The organism is uncultured Salinibacterium sp. (assembly GCF_963974405.1).
Classification (GTDB): domain Bacteria; phylum Actinomycetota; class Actinomycetes; order Actinomycetales; family Microbacteriaceae; genus Rhodoglobus.
In genome coordinates, this window is sequence record NZ_CAXBBH010000001.1 from 1,288,610 (window position 1) to 1,304,594 (window position 15,985).

Below are 15,985 nucleotides of genomic sequence, written 5' to 3' on the forward strand. Positions count from 1 at the left end.
AGTCGTGGTGAGCCTTCTCGGCCGTCTCGCACCCTTGGCCCTCCGTCTTCGTGGGTCGAAGCGCATGTTCACCGATCCGCAACGCACATTGGATCGCATTGCGTACCTGACGGAGCATCCACAAGATTTCACGCCTCCGAACTCGCTCGATCGCGAGGTGCGCATCACCCGACGAGAATTCGACGGGTGGACCGTGTACGACGTGTCGCCGCTCGATGAAGCAGGCATTGCAGCTTCGACGCCCAAGAATCGTGCCGTCTACCTGCACGGTGGTTGCTATTGCTTTGAGATCACCGCATTTCACTGGAAACTCATTGCGCAGCTTGTCCGCGATTCGGGCACGACGATTACGGTGCCGATCATGCCCTTGGCACCCCACGGCACCGCGTCCGTCGTCGTCGATAAGGTCGCCACGCTCACGCAGTCGCTCATCGCTGATGTTGGCGCAGCACACGTGAGTGTTCTCGGCGACTCCTCCGGCGGCGGATTGGCATTGGCGACGGCGATGGCCGTGCGGGACCGGCATCCAGAACCCTTGCGTTCTATCAATTTGATGGCCCCGTGGCTTGACGTTCGAGGCACAGATCCGATGCTGCAGAAAATTGCCCCCTCTGACCCATGGCTTGCCGTGCCAGGAACCAAAGCAGCCGGAGCCCTCTATCGCGCAGAACTTGAAGAAACCGATTGGCGAGTAAGCCCTCTCTTCGGCGACTTCACCGGTCTCGGGCCCATCACCGTCATTTCAGGAACACGCGACATCGTCTACGCGGATGCCCTCCGAATGATTCCCGCGGCGCGAGCGGCAGGCGTGCAGGTCAACACGATCGTCGGCGAAGGCATGATTCACGTCTACCCGCTGTTGCCGCTGCGCGAATCTGCGCCGGCGCGTGACGCGATGGCGCGCGCAATCTCCTAGCGCTACTAGCGCTAGCGTGAAACTCAAGCGCTTTAACGACGAAAGGCCGCCTCATTCGAGGCGGCCTTTTCAGTGGAGGGGATACGGAGAATCGAACTCCGGTCATCAGTTTGGAAGACTGAGGCTTTACCATTAAGCTACATCCCCACTCGGTACCCGGTCGTGCTGTGTACCGAGGAATACTGTACCCGAAACCTCGCCAAGTGCGAAGTCGAGATCGCTCAGCGCGAAACTTGCCAGTGATTTGCTGGATACTTCGCCCGATATTGCCTCGAACGGGATGTAAACGACACCGATCTCAGGATCTCGTCAACATTCTCGTCGCGCTCAGGCTAGACTTGCCGAGGCCAATTTTGTATCGGCATTGCACTGTGATGCCGGGGCCATGACACAGCACGGCGCCCCGGGGCGTAGCTCAGCTTGGTAGAGCGCTCGGTTTGGGACCGAGAGGTCGCAGGTTCGAATCCTGTCGCCCCGACGAAATACACCATCGAATTACAGGAGATCCACAACGTGAAGACAACCGTTGAGAAGCTGAGCCCGACACGCGTCAAGCTCAACATCTCGGTCACCCCCGAAGAACTCAAGCCGAGCATCGATCACGCGTATGGCCACATCGCCTCGCAGATCAACATCCCCGGTTTCCGCAAGGGAAAGGTTCCGCCGCAGCTGGTGGACCAGCGCGTTGGTCGCGAAGAAATCTTGAACCACGCTGTGAGCGATGGACTCGATGGCTTCTACCGCCAGGCTGTGACCGAAGAAGAGATCCGCGTTCTCGGTCGCCCCGAAGCAGACATCGTCACGTGGCCCGAGGTCAAGGACTTCAGCGGAGACCTCGTTCTCGCTATTGAGGTTGACGTTCGCCCCGAGTTCGACATGCCGGCCTACGACAAGCTCACCCTGACGGTTGACGCTGCAGAAGCATCCGCAGACGACGTCAAGGATGAACTCGACAACCTGCGTGCCCGTTTCGGCACGCTCGTGACCGTCGACCGTCCCGCTAAGTCGGGCGACTTCGCTCAGCTCGACCTCGTCGCCAAGATTGGCGAGACCGAGGTTGACTCCGCAACCAGCATCTCCTACGAGCTCGGCTCGGGTGAACTGATCGAGGGCATCGACGAAGCTCTTGACTCGCTGAGCGCTGGCGAATCAACCACCTTCGAATCCGTACTCCTCGGTGGAGACCACGAGGGCGAGACGGCGATCATCAGCGTTTCGTTGCTCACCGTCAAGGAGCGCGAGCTTCCTGAGGCCGACGACGACTTCGCGCAGATGGCAAGTGAGTTCGACACCATCAAGGAACTCAAGGCCGACCTCAAGGAGCAGGTCAAGCGTTCCAAGGCCTTTGGCCAGGGTGCACAGGCTCGCGACCAGATCGTTGACGAGCTGCTCAAGGCCGTCGAGATCCCCGTTCCCGAGAAGCTTGTTGAAGACGAAGTTCACCGTCACCTCGAGAACGAGAACCGCCTCGAAGATGACGAACACCGCGCAGAGGTAGTCGTCGCCAGCGAGAAGACTTTCCGTTCGCAGATCCTCCTCGACTCCATCGTTGAGAAGGAAGAGATCAAGGTCAGCCAAGAAGAGCTCACCTCGTACCTCGTGCAGGGCGCACAGCAGTACGGCATGGAGCCCGGCGAGTTCATCCAGATCCTGGACAAGAACGGCCAGATCCCTGCCATGGTCGCCGAAGTTGCACGCAGCAAGGCTCTCGCAGTCGTGCTCAGCAAGGCCAAGGTCGTTGACTCCAAGGGCAAGTCGGTAGACGTGTCGGCCTTCACCGCGGTCGCAAACCCGGCAGCCGCTGAAGAAGAAACCGCTGAAGAAGCAGTCGCTGCAGAAGAAGTGGCAGCAGACGACGCAAGCGACAAGGCCTAAGCCACACAGCTTTACCCCTCACGGTCGACTAGTTAGCTAGTCGGCCGTGAGGTCGTTAATGCGGTAACTAGGGGCTCGAGATCGTCTCGACAAAGAGCTGTGCGTAGCGCGCGCCATCAACGCCGAGCGCCACATCAATGCGGCGGAAGCCAGCGTCGGCAGCACCATCCTGCTCGTGCCCCGCAGTGCGGTGATCAACGACAGTTTGACCGCGAGTGAGCGGATCCGCGAGGCTGACGCGAACGGGCAAGTTCATGGTCGTGAGCCCCTCAGGGTCGAGTGCCGCGCAGACCGCCCCGGCATCGCCAATGTCGCCGTGGCCTTCGCCAGCCACTCGCACTTCGCCACCTTTCACGGTCACGAGATGCTGCAAGAGGCGACCAACCAGTTGTGTGCCCGGTTCGGCGGATGCCGCAAGGGTCGTGATGTCGGCCGGCGCGACCGTGACGGCATAGAAGACATCCAAGCCATACATGGTGATCGGAACACCTGCGGTCAGAACAATCTCGGCTGCCTCAGGATCATGCCAGGTGTTGAACTCGGCAACGGCTGTCGCGTTGCCAACCGAGGCAGAACCGCCCATGAAAACTATTCGCTCAACGTTGGTGAGAACCTCCGGGTGCATGCGAACCAGCAGCGCAATATTGGTCAGGGGAGCAAGCGGCACGAGAGTGACCGGAGTCGGACTCGCCAGAATCTCCCGCCGCAGTAACTCAACAGCGTGCACGGGAACAACCTGACGTGATGACACAGGCAGGCCCAGATCGGCGAGCCCATCCATGCCATGAACGTGAGCAGCCGGATGCGCGTCAGCGAGTAAAGGGCGGTTTGCGCCAGCAGCGACCGGAACAGGGCCGGCTCCCGCAGCATCCAGAACCATCAGAGTGTTGCGCACAACCTGCTCGAGACTCGCGTTGCCCGCCACGCACGTCACCGCCCGTAGATTGACCCCCGGATGCCGCACCGCCAGCATCAGCGCGAGAGCATCATCAATACCGGTGTCAACGTCGAGAATCATTTGCTGCATGCAGCAATGCTATTGCTCGATACTTGCCCGGGCCTTGCTCAGTCGGAGAGGAGCTCTGCCGCGTAGCCGCGCACCGAGCGCTGATAGATGGGCAGATAGTTGGCGAGAGCCATCAGCGCGACCGCAGCGCCCTGAGTGGGGTCGCCACGATTTGTCAGCGCGAGAGCGAGAAAAGCAGCAGTTGGACCTGTCCACTCATCATCCGGATGCTCGTGGAGCTGTCGCTCGAGTAAAGCAATGGACTCCTCAACGCGATTGAGGTTGCGCAGCGTGCTCGCCAACTGGATGACCGCTTGGGGCATCAGGGCGGCATCCAACCCGTTATCAATAGCACGGCGGTAGAGCGGCTCAGCCTCGGCCTCTAAACCCGCGTAGTCGCGTGCACCGGCTGCCTCAAAGAGAGCCTCGGCGTCATCGGGGTCGCGTTCGGCGACAAGTTCGTCAATAGCGGACACCACATCGCCCTCGGCCATCGCGCCCGCGTGAGCCCAAATATCTGCGATTCGATCGCGCCAGTTCTGCTGCATTCCGAGAGCCTACAAGCAGCCTCTGGCGACGCGGTACTTTGCCTAGGGCGAACACGCCAGAATCGCGACGCGTACTCGGATACATTCGTACTACGCGATAACTGAAATGGAGCGCAACAATGGCCCAACCGGCATTGGTCTCGAGCATCTTCGACCAACTCCTCAAGGACCGCATCATCTGGCTCGGCTCAGAGGTGCGAGACTCAAACGCGAACGAGATCTGCGCAAAGATCTTGCTGCTTGCCGCGGAAGACCCCAAGCGCGACATCTTCCTCTACATCAACTCGCCCGGTGGATCGATCACCGCAGGCATGGCGATCTACGACACGATGAAGTTCGTACCCAACGACATCGTCACCGTCGGAATCGGCCTCGCCGCCTCGATGGGGCAGTTCCTGCTCTCCTCGGGAACCAAGGGCAAGCGCTACATCACCCCCAACGCACGTGTGCTCCTGCACCAGCCCTCGGGCGGATTCGGCGGAACCGCTGCCGACATCCAAACTCAGGCCGGCGTCATCCTTGATATGAAGAAGCGCATGGCAGAGCTCACCGCCGAGCAGACCGGCAAGAGCGTCGAGCAGGTTCTTATCGACAACGACCGTGACAACTGGTTCACGGCGCAAGAAGCTCTCGAATACGGCTTCGTTGATCACCTCCGCGAATTCGCATCCGACGTTGTCGGCGGAGGCGGAACCGAAGATAACGCGTCCGATGACAACGCAACCGGCAAGAAGGACTAATCATGGAGAACTTTAACCTCGGCGCCCAAGCGCCCGCAGGCATCGGACGCCCCGATGTCGACGCTCGCTATATCTTGCCGACGTTCGAAGAGCGCACGGCCTATGGCTACAAGCGCCAAGACCCGTACGCGAAGCTATTCGAAGACCGCATCATCTTCTTGGGTGTGCAGATCGATGACGCTTCAGCAGACGACGTCATGGCTCAGCTTCTCGTTCTCGAAAGCCAAGACCCCGACCGCGACATCGTCATGTACATCAACTCACCCGGTGGTTCGTTCACCGCGATGACGGCGATCTACGACACGATGCAGTACATCCGTCCGCAGATTCAGACGGTTGTTCTCGGTCAGGCTGCTTCGGCAGCCGCAGTGATCACCGCCGGTGGAACCAAGGGAAAGCGTCTGGCTCTGCCCAACGCTCGCATCCTGATCCACCAGCCCAGCGGTGGCTCCGAAGGAGCAAGCCAGGCTTCGGACATCGAAATTCAGGCGCGCGAGATTCTTCGCATGCGTGGATGGCTCGAGGAGACCCTCTCGCACCACTCGAACCGTACCCCTGAGCAGATCAACAAGGACATCGAGCGCGACAAGATCCTGAGCGCGGCCGAGGCAATGGAGTACGGTCTGATCGACCAGGTGCTCACGAGCCGCAAGACGCTACCGGCGATCACGAGCTAACACTCGTTTTAGCGAAAGTGAGGCGGTCACCCTGTGGGGTGGCCGCCTCACTGCGTTAATCCGAGCGACGAAAACGACGTCGAGCGCTGTATTTCGCTGGCGCTACGACTCGTTCTTGCGCTTCACAGAGATCAAGAAGATCGCAACACCGGCAATCAGCACGAGGGCGATAGCCCCGCCGACCACTACCGCTGTTTCTGCATCGACATTGACGCCTGACTCGCTGGTGTCAGTGTCGCTGCCCTCCGGGGCTTCGGATGCTGTTGGGGGAGTGCTCTCCTCAAGCGAACCACCACCACACGCGGGCGGGGCATCCATGGCTTCTGAAAGAACCTGATCGGCATCGGGCTGCCATGTGAAATTGATCTCGTCTGAGATGGTGTGACCGTCAGCAGAAACCAGCTGCCAGAGCATCCGATAATCACCAGCATCACCGAGAGCAGCCATCGTCGAGAGCGACTCGTCGCGGATGCTGACGCACCCATCACCGTAATAACCGCCGTTCGAATCCAGAATTTGAATCGCGAAGCCGCCACCATCGCCCGCAAGGTCGAGGAGGGTGTCGTTAGTCGTGACAGAGAACTCGTCTGGCATCACTGTAAGGGTCTCGCCCTCAGTGGGGGTGCTATCGACGAGGTAGTTGTGCGCGTACGCGGGCGCGGCCACGAGCAGCACAAGCGCTGCAATCGTGGCCGCGCTGAACGCAGCGCCGACGCGAATAACTCGACGCATCGTTCGAGCTACTTAGCGGTGGGGCGTCGGAAAGCGAAGGCTGCTACGAGCGCACCAAGGCCCGCAACGAGACCAGCGATTCCGAGTCCGCGTGCAACGGGGTCGCTGCTCGGGGCAGTGTCGTTGCCATTGTCGCTCTCGCCAGAGTGATCGTCGCCGTGGGCATCCGCGCCTGCCGTCGCCGTGCCACCGTGGTGGTCAACAGGGGTGTCATTGACATAAAGGATGGGCGCGGGCTTCTCGGCTCCCTCTTCTGTGCCGCTCCAGCTCACAACAGAACCATCGGTGTAGGTCTGGTCAGCGGTGAGTACGACGCTTCCCACATCGGGAACCGGTCCTAGTGAGACAGGGAGCAAGAGAAGTGCGCCGTCGCCGAGTTCGGAACCCGCTTGCGCGGTCCAGACGATCGAGGTGACCGCTTCGGTGATTTCGCTTTCGCCGACCATGACAGGCTCCGGTAGTTCACTTCGCACGAGTTCTGCGTCCCATCCTGGAACCGGAACAAAACGAACGCTCGTGAACGGAGTGTCCGTCGGGAGATTCAGCTGAACTCGGTTGGTCTTCTCGGTGTCTGACTCATTGGGGACCTTGACAGTGATCAGTGCGTACGCGCCAGCGTCGGCCTGACCGGGGTCGATAGTGACATGGGCCATCGCGGCGAGTGGGGCAGCTACGGCAAGGGCAGCTCCTGCGCTGAGCGCGAGGGCAGCTTTAGTGAAGTTCTTCATCATTATCTTTCTCAAAATGGGTCGCGAATGTGCGACAAAAATCGGGGGATGCTGTGCGGTGCAGCTAAACCGCGGCGAGCTTCGCTGGCGGGCCCCGATAACGCGTAGTAGAAAGAAAACGCAAGACAAGAGTGATGGCCGGTGCGGTGCGCGGCAGCATCCGGAATTCGAGAACCGGAGTCGCCGAAAGCGACAGTGATGCAAAAAGGCGTGACACGAACATCCGGGCAGTGTCGAACAAACCCCAGAACGCACTTTCGGCATACCGGAAGGCCAGAATCGTCACGACCGCTGCGACCCCGTGGGAGAGGGACATCGCAGAATCTGCCGACTGCGCCACTGAGCTGAAATCGAAGGTCATCGCTGCCATGTCGTGCTGCGCGATTCCTTCGGGCGCCAGCATCGCACTAAACAGCGAGTGATACATCGCTTGGCTCGCCAGAATGGCAATGCTGAGACGCAGCAGAGAGAGGGTGCGCCCGGCCAACAGTGTGCAGATGGTGATGGAGATCACGAGTGAGACCCCCATTCCGAAGAGGGAAGGGGAAACGCCGCCAGCGAACTGGTGGGAGAAAGCTGCCGTGAAGGTGGCAAACACAGCGGCGAAACTGCCACGGAGCACGCGCATGGCACGTGTATGCATGGGGCTCCTCTCTCAGCGGCCGCTATTCCTCCCAGCCTAGTTCGTATTCTGACCCTATTTTGTCGTCGCGGATGCCCGCAGAACACCGCTCGACCGACTCGCCGAAACGCCACTGGTAATGGTGACCAAGACTGAACGAATATCGGGTTAGGCTCGTTGTCAAGGTATTTACTCAAGGAGAGGAACCGGCATGGCCCGAATTGGGGAAAGCGCGGACCTGCTCAAGTGTTCCTTCTGCGGCAAAAGCCAAAAGCAGGTACAGCAATTGATTGCCGGTCCTGGCGTATATATCTGCGACGAGTGCGTAGATCTATGCAACGAAATCATTGAAGAGCGCCTTGCTGAGGCCGGCGAAGAAGCATCAAGCGAATTCGATCTGCCCAAGCCACGCGAGATTTACGCCTTTCTTGAGGAATACGTCATCGGCCAAGAGGCAGCCAAGCGCGCTCTCTCTGTCGCCGTCTATAACCACTACAAGCGCGTTCGTGCCCGCAACACGATCACTTCTGCTGACGCTGTTATTGATGATGTCGAGATCGCCAAGTCCAACATCTTGCTGATCGGCCCCACCGGTTGCGGCAAGACCTACCTCGCTCAGACGCTCGCGAAGCGCCTCAACGTGCCTTTCGCTGTTGCGGATGCCACCGCGCTCACCGAGGCTGGTTATGTCGGCGAGGATGTGGAGAACATCCTTCTCAAGCTCATTCAGGCCGCAGACTATGACGTTAAGCGTGCTGAGACGGGCATCATCTATATCGATGAGATCGACAAGATCGCCCGCAAGGCCGAAAACCCTTCCATCACACGTGACGTGTCGGGGGAGGGCGTGCAGCAAGCACTCCTGAAGATTCTGGAAGGCACCGTTGCCTCCGTTCCACCCCAGGGTGGCCGCAAGCACCCTCACCAAGAGTTCATCCAGGTCGACACGACCAACGTGCTCTTCATTGTTGCTGGTGCATTCGCGGGACTCGAAGAGATCATCTCGAACCGTGCAGGCAAAAAGGGAATCGGCTTCGGCGCCCCGCTGCACAGCAAGGGTGATGACGTTAACCTCTTCGGCGAAGTTCTGCCGGAGGACCTGCATAAGTTCGGTCTTATCCCCGAGTTCATCGGCCGGCTCCCCGTGGTAACCACGGTCACTCAGCTCGATCAGGTCGCTCTCATGGACATCCTCACGACTCCGAAGAATGCCCTTGTTCGTCAGTACCAGCGGATGTTCGAGATTGACGGCGTCGAGCTCGAGTTTGAGAAAGAAGCCTTGGAGTCGATTGCGGACCTCGCTGTGCTCCGTCAGACAGGTGCTCGCGGCCTGCGTGCCATTCTCGAAGAAGTCCTCGGACCGATCATGTTCGATGTTCCCTCGGATGAAACAGTCGGTCGAGTTATCGTGACGAAGGCTGCCGTGTTGGAGAACGCGGCTCCGACGATTATTCCGCGTAAGCCTATTCGGCAAGAAAAGTCCGCTTAGCGCGGACTCAGCGCTTGAGGTATCCGGTGCCTCGCTGTGCCTTCAGGGGCACGCTGCCGTGTGAGCACAGCAGTGTCCAATGAAGGAGCACGCTGCTTTTTGAGAGACGGCAAGTGATGGGCCTGAGGGCGACCGCGCCGCGAATCGAATCGCAGCCAGATTTGGGTAAGGCTGTGAGTGAGTCGCCCTCAGGGCATCGTGCTAGGTGACGTCTAAGCGTCAGGGCCGAGTGAACTACGACCGCGAACCATTCTGCCGTGTTTTGGCACGCGAGCGAAAGGGTTTTCCCCAGATTTTCTTGCCGGCGACTTTTACGACGTAGCGTCCGTCGCGTGATGGGGGAGCGAAAGCCAATTCTCGCGCACCGCAACGAGCGCCTCGTCGATATCGTTGCTGCGCGCGTGCGCGACGATGAGCGCGTGCTGAGCGACGGACTCGCGCCCCGAATGAGAGCTAAACCGCATCCGTTCCACCCTGCGAAGTATGGGGGTTAGCTGCGAGAGCACTTGTGCGATGGTGTCGTTTCCGCTGGCTGCAATGAATACCTCGTGAAAGTCATCGTCAGCATCGAGAGCGGCGTCCACGTCTTCGGCATCCAGGGCGGTTTCGAACCTGGCATTTGCTTCCTCCATGGTGCTGAGTTCGGCATCCGTGATTGAGGGCAGTGCGAGCCTCGCCGCTAGCTCGTGGAGCGCTGCGGTGACCTGCTGAACGCCGTGAGTTGAAGCAGGGTCATAGGGGGCAACGAGGGTTGCTTTGCCTGGCTGAGAGACGACAAGTCCGCCGCGTTCAAGACGGAGCAGTGCTTCGCGAATGGGGGTGCGGCTCACCCCGAGCCACTTTTCGAGTTCGGTGTCTCGTAGCCGTTCTCCTGGCGCGAAACTGCCATCGACAATCGCATCACGGATGGAGGCGTACACGTCATCGCGCAAGAGCGATCGTTTGTGGACGGCGTTCTTCTCAGGCACTGGCATGCGAAATATTGTATGTCGCTGGCGCGACTTTGGCTGAGATTGCTTGACATAGGGGAGTCGAGGCTGCAATATATTGCATATCGGCTTCGGAACGGGGCCACAACGAGAGGAGCCCTCGTGGGCATTTCAGACTTCGAACGCTACCCCCTCACTTTTGGGCCGAGCCCGATTCACCAACTTCCCCGGTTGAGCGCCCACTTGGGCGGGGCAACTGTCTGGGCCAAGCGCGAAGACGTCAACAGTGGCTTGGCCTTCGGGGGAAACAAGACGCGCAAACTGGAGTACATCGTTCCGGATGCCATCGCGCAGGGCGCTGACACCCTCGTCTCCATTGGCGGCTACCAGTCAAACCACACTCGCCAAGTTGCCGCGGTCGCAGCAAAGCTCGGCATGAAAGCGGTTCTCGTACAGGAGAACTGGGTCGATTGGCCCGACCCCTTGAGTGACCGCGTCGGCAACATCCAACTCTCCCGGATCATGGGAGCGGATGTTCGGCTCGACAGTTCCGGGTTCGACATCGGTATTCGCGACAGCTGGAAGAACGCTATCGCTGACGTTGAGGCTGCCGGCGGTAAGCCGTATCCGATCCCGGCCGGAGCATCCGAACATCATCTCGGTGGTCTTGGCTTCGCCAACTGGGCCTATGAAGTGGAAGCTCAAGAGCGCGAACTCGGAGTGTTCTTCGACACGATCGTCGTCTGCACCGTGACAGGCTCTACCCACGCCGGAATGATTGCCGGGTTCGCGGGGCAAGATCGCCCCCGTCGTGTCATCGGTATTGATGCGTCGGCGACTCTCGAGAAGACGCGCGACCAGGTCTCGCGTATTGCTCGCCACACGGCTCAGCTCATCGGGCTTGAGCGCGAACTGCGTGAAGACGAAATCTCTGTGCTTGAGGGATGGGCAGGGGATCTCTACGGCATCCCCGTCGACTCCACGCTCGAGGCGATTCGCGTCGGTGGGACGCTGGAAGGCATGATCACGGACACCGTGTACGAAGGCAAGTCCCTCGCTGGACTTATCGATCTCGTGTCGAGCCGCGACATTCCCGCTGACAGCAACGTGTTGTACGCCCACCTCGGCGGCCAACTCTCGCTGAACGCTTACAGCGGGCTGTTTCGCTAGCGGATAACGCGCGCTGCCGCACACTGCCACTGGCCGTCGATACAGGGGCCACTTCTCGGTCCACAGCACACAAGTAAGGAATCACCGCCGATGCCGTACGACGTAGCACCACCGACCGGACCGAGTGAATTCGACGACTACCGCTCGCGCAGCGGTAGTCAGACAATGAGCGAACCCGCGGTCAACTCACGCCCTCTTTCAGCCGCAGCGAGCCTCGGCGACGATGTACTCGACTCGATAGCGCAGCGGGTGCTGTGGACAGCGACAGCCATCATCGACTCGGCGAACCGCGGCAGGCCGAACGATTCGGGCGTGAAAGTGGGCGGGCATCAATCGTCGAGCGCATCGATGGTGGGAATTATGACCTCGCTGTGGTTCGCCGAACTCACTCCCATTGATCGAGTATCGGTGAAGCCGCATGCATCACCCGTCTTGCATGCGATCAACTACCTGCTCGGAGAGCTGGGCGAAGAGTATCTTCCGACGCTTCGTGAGCTCGGCGGACTGCAGAGCTACCCCAGTCGCCTCAAAGACCCTGACACGGTCGATTTCTCGACCGGCAGCGTAGGAATCGGCGCCACCGCACCGCTATGGGCAGCGATGTCTCACCGCTACCTGCGTGATCAGTTTCCGGAAACCCCTGAATCTGGTCGCTTCATCAGTCTGCTCGGCGATGCCGAACTGGATGAAGGAGCCGTGTGGGAAGCAGTTACCGACTCGGGGGCGCGCCAACTCGGCGAGCTCGTCTGGATTGTGGACCTCAACCGGCAATCTCTCGACCGCGTTATTCCTGACGTTCAAATTGCCCGACTGCAGGGGATGTTTGCGGCAGCGGACTGGCAAGTTCTGACCTGCAAATGGGGGCGGCGTATCCATGCCCTCTTTGTGCAGCCTGGCGGAGAAGAACTGCGCGAACGCCTCGAGTCGATGGCGAATGAAGAGTATCAACGACTACTGCGCAGCCATCCCGACGAAGTCCACACACGCCTACTTGGCGAGGAGCCAGCGCCGGCTCTGGCACAGCTTGTGCAGACACTGAGCCCCCACGAACTCGCGGCGAGCATCCGTGATCTCGGCGGGCACGACATCCATTTGCTTCTCGAAACGTATCGAGAAATTGACCCTGAACGACCGACCGTCATCTTTGCGTACACCGTCAAGGGGCGCGGGCTTGCGACGGAAGGGCACCCCAACAACCACGCTGCCCAACTCACTGAAGCCCAGATGGCGGAGTTGGCCGCGCTATCAGGGATGACACTCGCTGAGCCGTGGCGGCGCTTCGCCGAGAACACTCGGGAAGGCGCACTCTGTCGTGATGCGGCAGAACGACTTCGTCGACCGGCTATCGAAGGCCACGCGATTGAGGCGGTGCCGAGCGAGCTGCCTTGGAGCTACAAACCAACCATTTCAACACAGGCAGCACTCGGGCGTTTTCTTCTTGACCTGAACCGCGCGGCCCCCGAAGTCGCTCGCCGAGTAGTGACATTGAGCCCGGATGTCGCGTCGTCTACGAACCTTGGCGGATGGATCAACAAGACCGGAGTGTGGTCAGTCGGCGAACGTCACGATTGGTTCGCTGACGACGCTGATCGACTGCTGAAGTGGAATGAAGGCGCGCAAGGGCAACATATCGAACTGGGCATCGCCGAGGTCAACCTTGTCTGTCTGGCGGGGGAGCTCGGATCTACGTGGAGCCGCTGGGGGCAACCGCTGATTCCTATCGCCACCATTTATGACCCCTTCGTCTCGAGAGCCCTCGAACCGTGGTCGTACGGTATTTACTCTGGCGGACAATCAATCCTGATCGGAACGCCGTCAGGCGTCACGCTCGCGCCAGAGGGCGGAGCGCACCAATCCATCACAACGCCCTCTATTGGCCTCGAACAACCAGGTTGTGTTGCATGGGAGCCCGCTTTCGCGCAAGACCTCGAGTGGTGCTTGCTGGAGAGTATGAGCAACATCGGAAAGCCGGATGGCCAGTCTGCTTACTTTCGAATTTCAACGCGCCCCATCGACCAATCGTTGTCGCCGCTACCGGAAGACCCGGCGCTTCGCCAACAACGACGCGATCAGGTGGTCGCTGGTGGCTACCGTCTGAGTTCTCATGATCCTGCCGAGGATGCCATCACTTTGGTGGGCGTCGGAGCGATCATGCCTGAAGTCGTAGATGCGGCACGGCGGCTCGAGGGTCGCGGAATCCGCACCGGGATCGTGTGTCTGACGAGTCCAGATCTCGTGTTCCGCTCGTTCAATCGACGCTATGACAGAGCCGCTCCAGCGCGGATGTCAATCGTTGACGATCTCTTCCCCGCCCACGCTCGCACCCCTCTGGTCACGGTGATGGATGGACACCCCCACACTCTCGCGTTCTTGGCGGGAGTGCGGGGTGATCGCATCCGTAACCTTGGGGTGAGCGAATTCGGTCAATCCTCGAGCGTGAGCGATGCCTATGCGCTTCATGGAATTGACTCGGATGCGATCATCCGAGCCGCGAGTGACCTGCTGGGATACTCCGCTTAGCTCAGCCCGCGACGGTTGAGGAGCGGCTGCAGTTCGGCGTCGCGTCCACGGAAGTCGCGGAACGCTTCGAGGGGGTTCTTCGATCCACCAACACCGAGCAGTCGCGAGCGGAAGCGGTCGCCATTGGCGCGCGTGAGGCCGCCGTTTTCGGTGAACCACTCGACGGTGTCGGCATCCAAGACTTCGCTCCAAATGTACGAGTAGTAGCCGGCGTCGTAGGCCGAGTTCGCAAAAATGTGCTGGAAGTAGGTGCTGGAGTAGCGCGGCGGCACTGCAGGATTGTCGAGGCCAACCTCAGCAAGGGCGTGTGCTTCGAACGCTGCGACATCCGTCACTTCGTCGCTCACACCAATGCGGTGCCACGCTTGATCGATGAGCGCGGCGGCCAGGTACTCGCTCGTGAGGAATCCCTCATTGAAGGCGGCGCTTGCCTGAATGCGCTCAACGATTTCGCGGGGCATGGGTTCGCCGGTCTTGTAGTGCTTGGCGTAGTTGTCGAGAACCTCGGGCCACAGCATCCACATTTCGTTGACTTGGCTGGGGAACTCGACGAAGTCGCGGTAAGTGTTGGTTCCTGAGAACTTGGGGTAGGTGACGCGTGCGAAAAGTCCGTGCAGGGCGTGGCCAAATTCGTGGAACAGAGTGTTGACTTCGTCATACGTCAACAGTGTGGTCTCGCCTGCTGCGGGTTTCGGCACGTTGAGGTTGTTGGTGACGATCACCGGATGCCCGAGCAGATCCGATTGGGCGATGAGCGAGTTCATCCACGCTCCGCCGCGCTTAGAGTCACGCGTGTAGAGGTCGAGCGTGTAGAGCCCGACTTCAGAGCCATCCTCGTTGGTGACTTCAAAGATGCGGACGTCGGGGTGATACGCCGGCAGGTCGTAGCGCTCGCTGAAGGTGACACCGTAGAGCTTGGTGGCGGCAAAGAACACTCCGTCGCGCAATACTCGTTCAGCTTCGAAGTAGGGGCGCATTTGGGTGGTGTCGACGTTGTATTTTTCGCCGCGCACCTTTTCGGAGTAGTAGGCCCAGTCGGCGGCGGTTACTTCGGTGCCAGCGAGTTTCTCGAGTGCCGCATGCTCGTCGCGCGCGTTGCGGGCGGCGGCGGGCGCCAGCTTGCCTAGCATGTCGGCTACTCGTTGTGGGTTCTGGGCGGTGCCGTCGGCTGTCACCCAGGCGGCGTGGCTGTCGTATCCGAGGAGGGCTGCTCGCTGCGACCGTAGTGTGGCGATTTCGAGAACGAGTTCACGGTTGTCGAATGCGCCGCCGCGGATGCCGCGAGTGCGTGATGCTGCCATGACGCGGCCCCGTACATCCGCATTCTTCAATAGGGAGAGGTGGGGCTGGTTGGTGGGCAGGATGAGCGTAATGAGGTATTTGCCGGTGAGGCCCCGATCGTTCGCCGCGCTGGCGGCCGCCGAGATTTCAGATGCGTCGAGTCCATCGAGTTCTTCGACGTTGTCGACGACTACTGCGAGGTCGTTGGTGTCGGCGAGGAGGTTCTTTTCGAATTTGGTGGTGAGGCTGGAGAGGCGCGAGTTGTAGTTGCGCAGGGTTGTTTTGTCTTCTTCGCTGAGCCCGGCACCGGCGAGGGTGAATTCGGTGAAGTATCGTTCGACGAGGTACCGCGCTTCGGCGTCGAGGTCGGTGCTGTCGAGGGTGTCGCGGATGCTGCGGATTCGTTCGTAGAGGGCACTGTTGAGGCTGATGGCGTCGTTGTGTGCTGCCAGTTGTGGTGCGATGACTTCTTCGAGGGCATCCGTTGCAGCGTTGCTGTCGGCGGAGGTCTTGTTGAAGAAGACGATGGCGACACGGTTGAGGAGTTGGCCGCTCTTTTCGAGCGGAAGCATGGTGTTGTCGAAGCTGGGTGCTTCTGTTTGTGCGGTGATGGCGTCAATTTCGGTGAGCTGTTCGGCCATGCCTTTCTCGAATGCGGGAGCGTAGTGCTCGTCTTCGATGTCGGCGAAGGGTGGCATGCCAAAGGGCAGTGTGCTGGGCTCATAGAAAGGATTGGTCATTCTTCTACCCTA

Annotated in this window: 14 protein-coding genes and 2 tRNA genes; 8 read left to right on the top strand and 8 right to left on the bottom strand. The window is 60.0% G+C overall.

Annotation, left to right across the window (positions count from 1 at the left end):
- Nucleotides 1–4 precede the first annotated feature (4 nt).
- Nucleotides 5–916: an alpha/beta hydrolase gene (locus AACZ26_RS06400; protein WP_339620043.1), complete on the top strand. Its 912-nt coding sequence runs from the start codon at nucleotides 5–7 to the stop codon at nucleotides 914–916.
- 73 nt (nucleotides 917–989) lie between these two features.
- Here the strand turns inward: AACZ26_RS06400 and AACZ26_RS06405 are convergent.
- Nucleotides 990–1,063: transfer RNA gene (locus AACZ26_RS06405), tRNA-Gly, on the bottom strand.
- Nucleotides 1,064–1,320: 257 nt separating this feature from the next.
- On the opposite strand from AACZ26_RS06405, the gene AACZ26_RS06410 reads away from it, so the two are divergent.
- Together AACZ26_RS06410 and tig are read left to right on the top strand one after the other, a co-directional pair.
- Nucleotides 1,321–1,394: transfer RNA gene (locus tag AACZ26_RS06410), tRNA-Pro, on the top strand.
- A 35-nt stretch (nucleotides 1,395–1,429) separates the two neighbouring features.
- Nucleotides 1,430–2,791, top strand: a complete 1,362-nt coding sequence (tig, locus tag AACZ26_RS06415; RefSeq protein ID WP_339620045.1) for a trigger factor — start codon at nucleotides 1,430–1,432, stop codon at nucleotides 2,789–2,791.
- A gap of 67 nt (nucleotides 2,792–2,858) precedes the next feature.
- Here tig and AACZ26_RS06420 read toward each other — a convergent pair whose 3' ends face one another.
- Both AACZ26_RS06420 and AACZ26_RS06425 read right to left on the bottom strand, forming a co-directional pair.
- Nucleotides 2,859–3,818 carry a nucleoside hydrolase gene (locus AACZ26_RS06420; protein ID WP_339620047.1) on the bottom strand — a complete coding sequence of 320 codons (960 nt, stop codon included), beginning with the start codon at nucleotides 3,816–3,818 and terminating at the stop codon, nucleotides 2,859–2,861.
- A 38-nt stretch (nucleotides 3,819–3,856) separates the two neighbouring features.
- A complete protein-coding gene (locus AACZ26_RS06425) occupies nucleotides 3,857–4,345 on the bottom strand; it encodes a tetratricopeptide repeat protein (RefSeq protein ID WP_339620049.1) in 489 nt (162 codons plus the stop codon).
- Between the two features lie 119 nt (nucleotides 4,346–4,464).
- Here AACZ26_RS06425 and AACZ26_RS06430 point away from each other — a divergent pair, with 119 nt between their 5' ends.
- Nucleotides 4,465–5,085 carry an ATP-dependent Clp protease proteolytic subunit gene (locus AACZ26_RS06430; protein ID WP_339620051.1) on the top strand — a complete coding sequence of 207 codons (621 nt, stop codon included), beginning with the start codon at nucleotides 4,465–4,467 and terminating at the stop codon, nucleotides 5,083–5,085.
- 2 nt (nucleotides 5,086–5,087) lie between these two features.
- Nucleotides 5,088–5,762, top strand: a complete 675-nt coding sequence (locus AACZ26_RS06435; protein ID WP_339620053.1) for an ATP-dependent Clp protease proteolytic subunit — start codon at nucleotides 5,088–5,090, stop codon at nucleotides 5,760–5,762.
- 102 nt (nucleotides 5,763–5,864) lie between these two features.
- On the opposite strand, the gene AACZ26_RS06440 is transcribed toward AACZ26_RS06435, so the two are convergent.
- From AACZ26_RS06440 to AACZ26_RS06450, 3 genes are all read right to left on the bottom strand, one after another.
- A complete protein-coding gene (locus AACZ26_RS06440; RefSeq protein ID WP_339620055.1) occupies nucleotides 5,865–6,494 on the bottom strand; it encodes a copper resistance CopC family protein in 630 nt (209 codons plus the stop codon).
- An 8-nt stretch (nucleotides 6,495–6,502) separates the two neighbouring features.
- The gene (locus AACZ26_RS06445; RefSeq protein ID WP_339620057.1) at nucleotides 6,503–7,225 is read right to left on the bottom strand and encodes a YcnI family protein; all 723 of its coding nucleotides are present in this window, start codon (nucleotides 7,223–7,225) and stop codon (nucleotides 6,503–6,505) included.
- Between the two features lie 61 nt (nucleotides 7,226–7,286).
- On the bottom strand, nucleotides 7,287–7,865 hold the full coding sequence (locus AACZ26_RS06450) for a hypothetical protein (protein ID WP_339620059.1): 579 nt from the start codon (nucleotides 7,863–7,865) through the stop codon (nucleotides 7,287–7,289).
- Nucleotides 7,866–8,055: 190 nt separating this feature from the next.
- On the opposite strand from AACZ26_RS06450, the gene clpX reads away from it, so the two are divergent.
- Nucleotides 8,056–9,333 (top strand): ATP-dependent Clp protease ATP-binding subunit ClpX, encoded by a 1,278-nt coding sequence (gene clpX, locus AACZ26_RS06455; protein WP_339620060.1) that lies wholly within the window; start codon nucleotides 8,056–8,058, stop codon nucleotides 9,331–9,333.
- Between the two features lie 311 nt (nucleotides 9,334–9,644).
- Here clpX and AACZ26_RS06460 read toward each other — a convergent pair whose 3' ends face one another.
- Nucleotides 9,645–10,307, bottom strand: a complete 663-nt coding sequence (locus AACZ26_RS06460; protein WP_339620061.1) for a GntR family transcriptional regulator — start codon at nucleotides 10,305–10,307, stop codon at nucleotides 9,645–9,647.
- 117 nt (nucleotides 10,308–10,424) lie between these two features.
- Between AACZ26_RS06460 and AACZ26_RS06465 the strand changes: the two genes are divergently transcribed.
- Together AACZ26_RS06465 and AACZ26_RS06470 are read left to right on the top strand one after the other, a co-directional pair.
- Nucleotides 10,425–11,432: a 1-aminocyclopropane-1-carboxylate deaminase gene (locus tag AACZ26_RS06465; RefSeq protein WP_339620063.1), complete on the top strand. Its 1,008-nt coding sequence runs from the start codon at nucleotides 10,425–10,427 to the stop codon at nucleotides 11,430–11,432.
- Nucleotides 11,433–11,597: 165 nt separating this feature from the next.
- Nucleotides 11,598–13,952, top strand: a complete 2,355-nt coding sequence (locus AACZ26_RS06470) for a transketolase-like TK C-terminal-containing protein (protein WP_339620064.1) — start codon at nucleotides 11,598–11,600, stop codon at nucleotides 13,950–13,952.
- Here AACZ26_RS06470 and AACZ26_RS06475 read toward each other — a convergent pair.
- Complete coding sequence (locus AACZ26_RS06475; RefSeq protein ID WP_339620066.1) at nucleotides 13,949–15,973, bottom strand: M3 family metallopeptidase; 2,025 nt, start codon at nucleotides 15,971–15,973, stop codon at nucleotides 13,949–13,951. The two genes, AACZ26_RS06470 and AACZ26_RS06475, sit on opposite strands and share 4 nt — an antisense overlap.
- Between the last annotated feature and the right edge of the window lie 12 nt (nucleotides 15,974–15,985).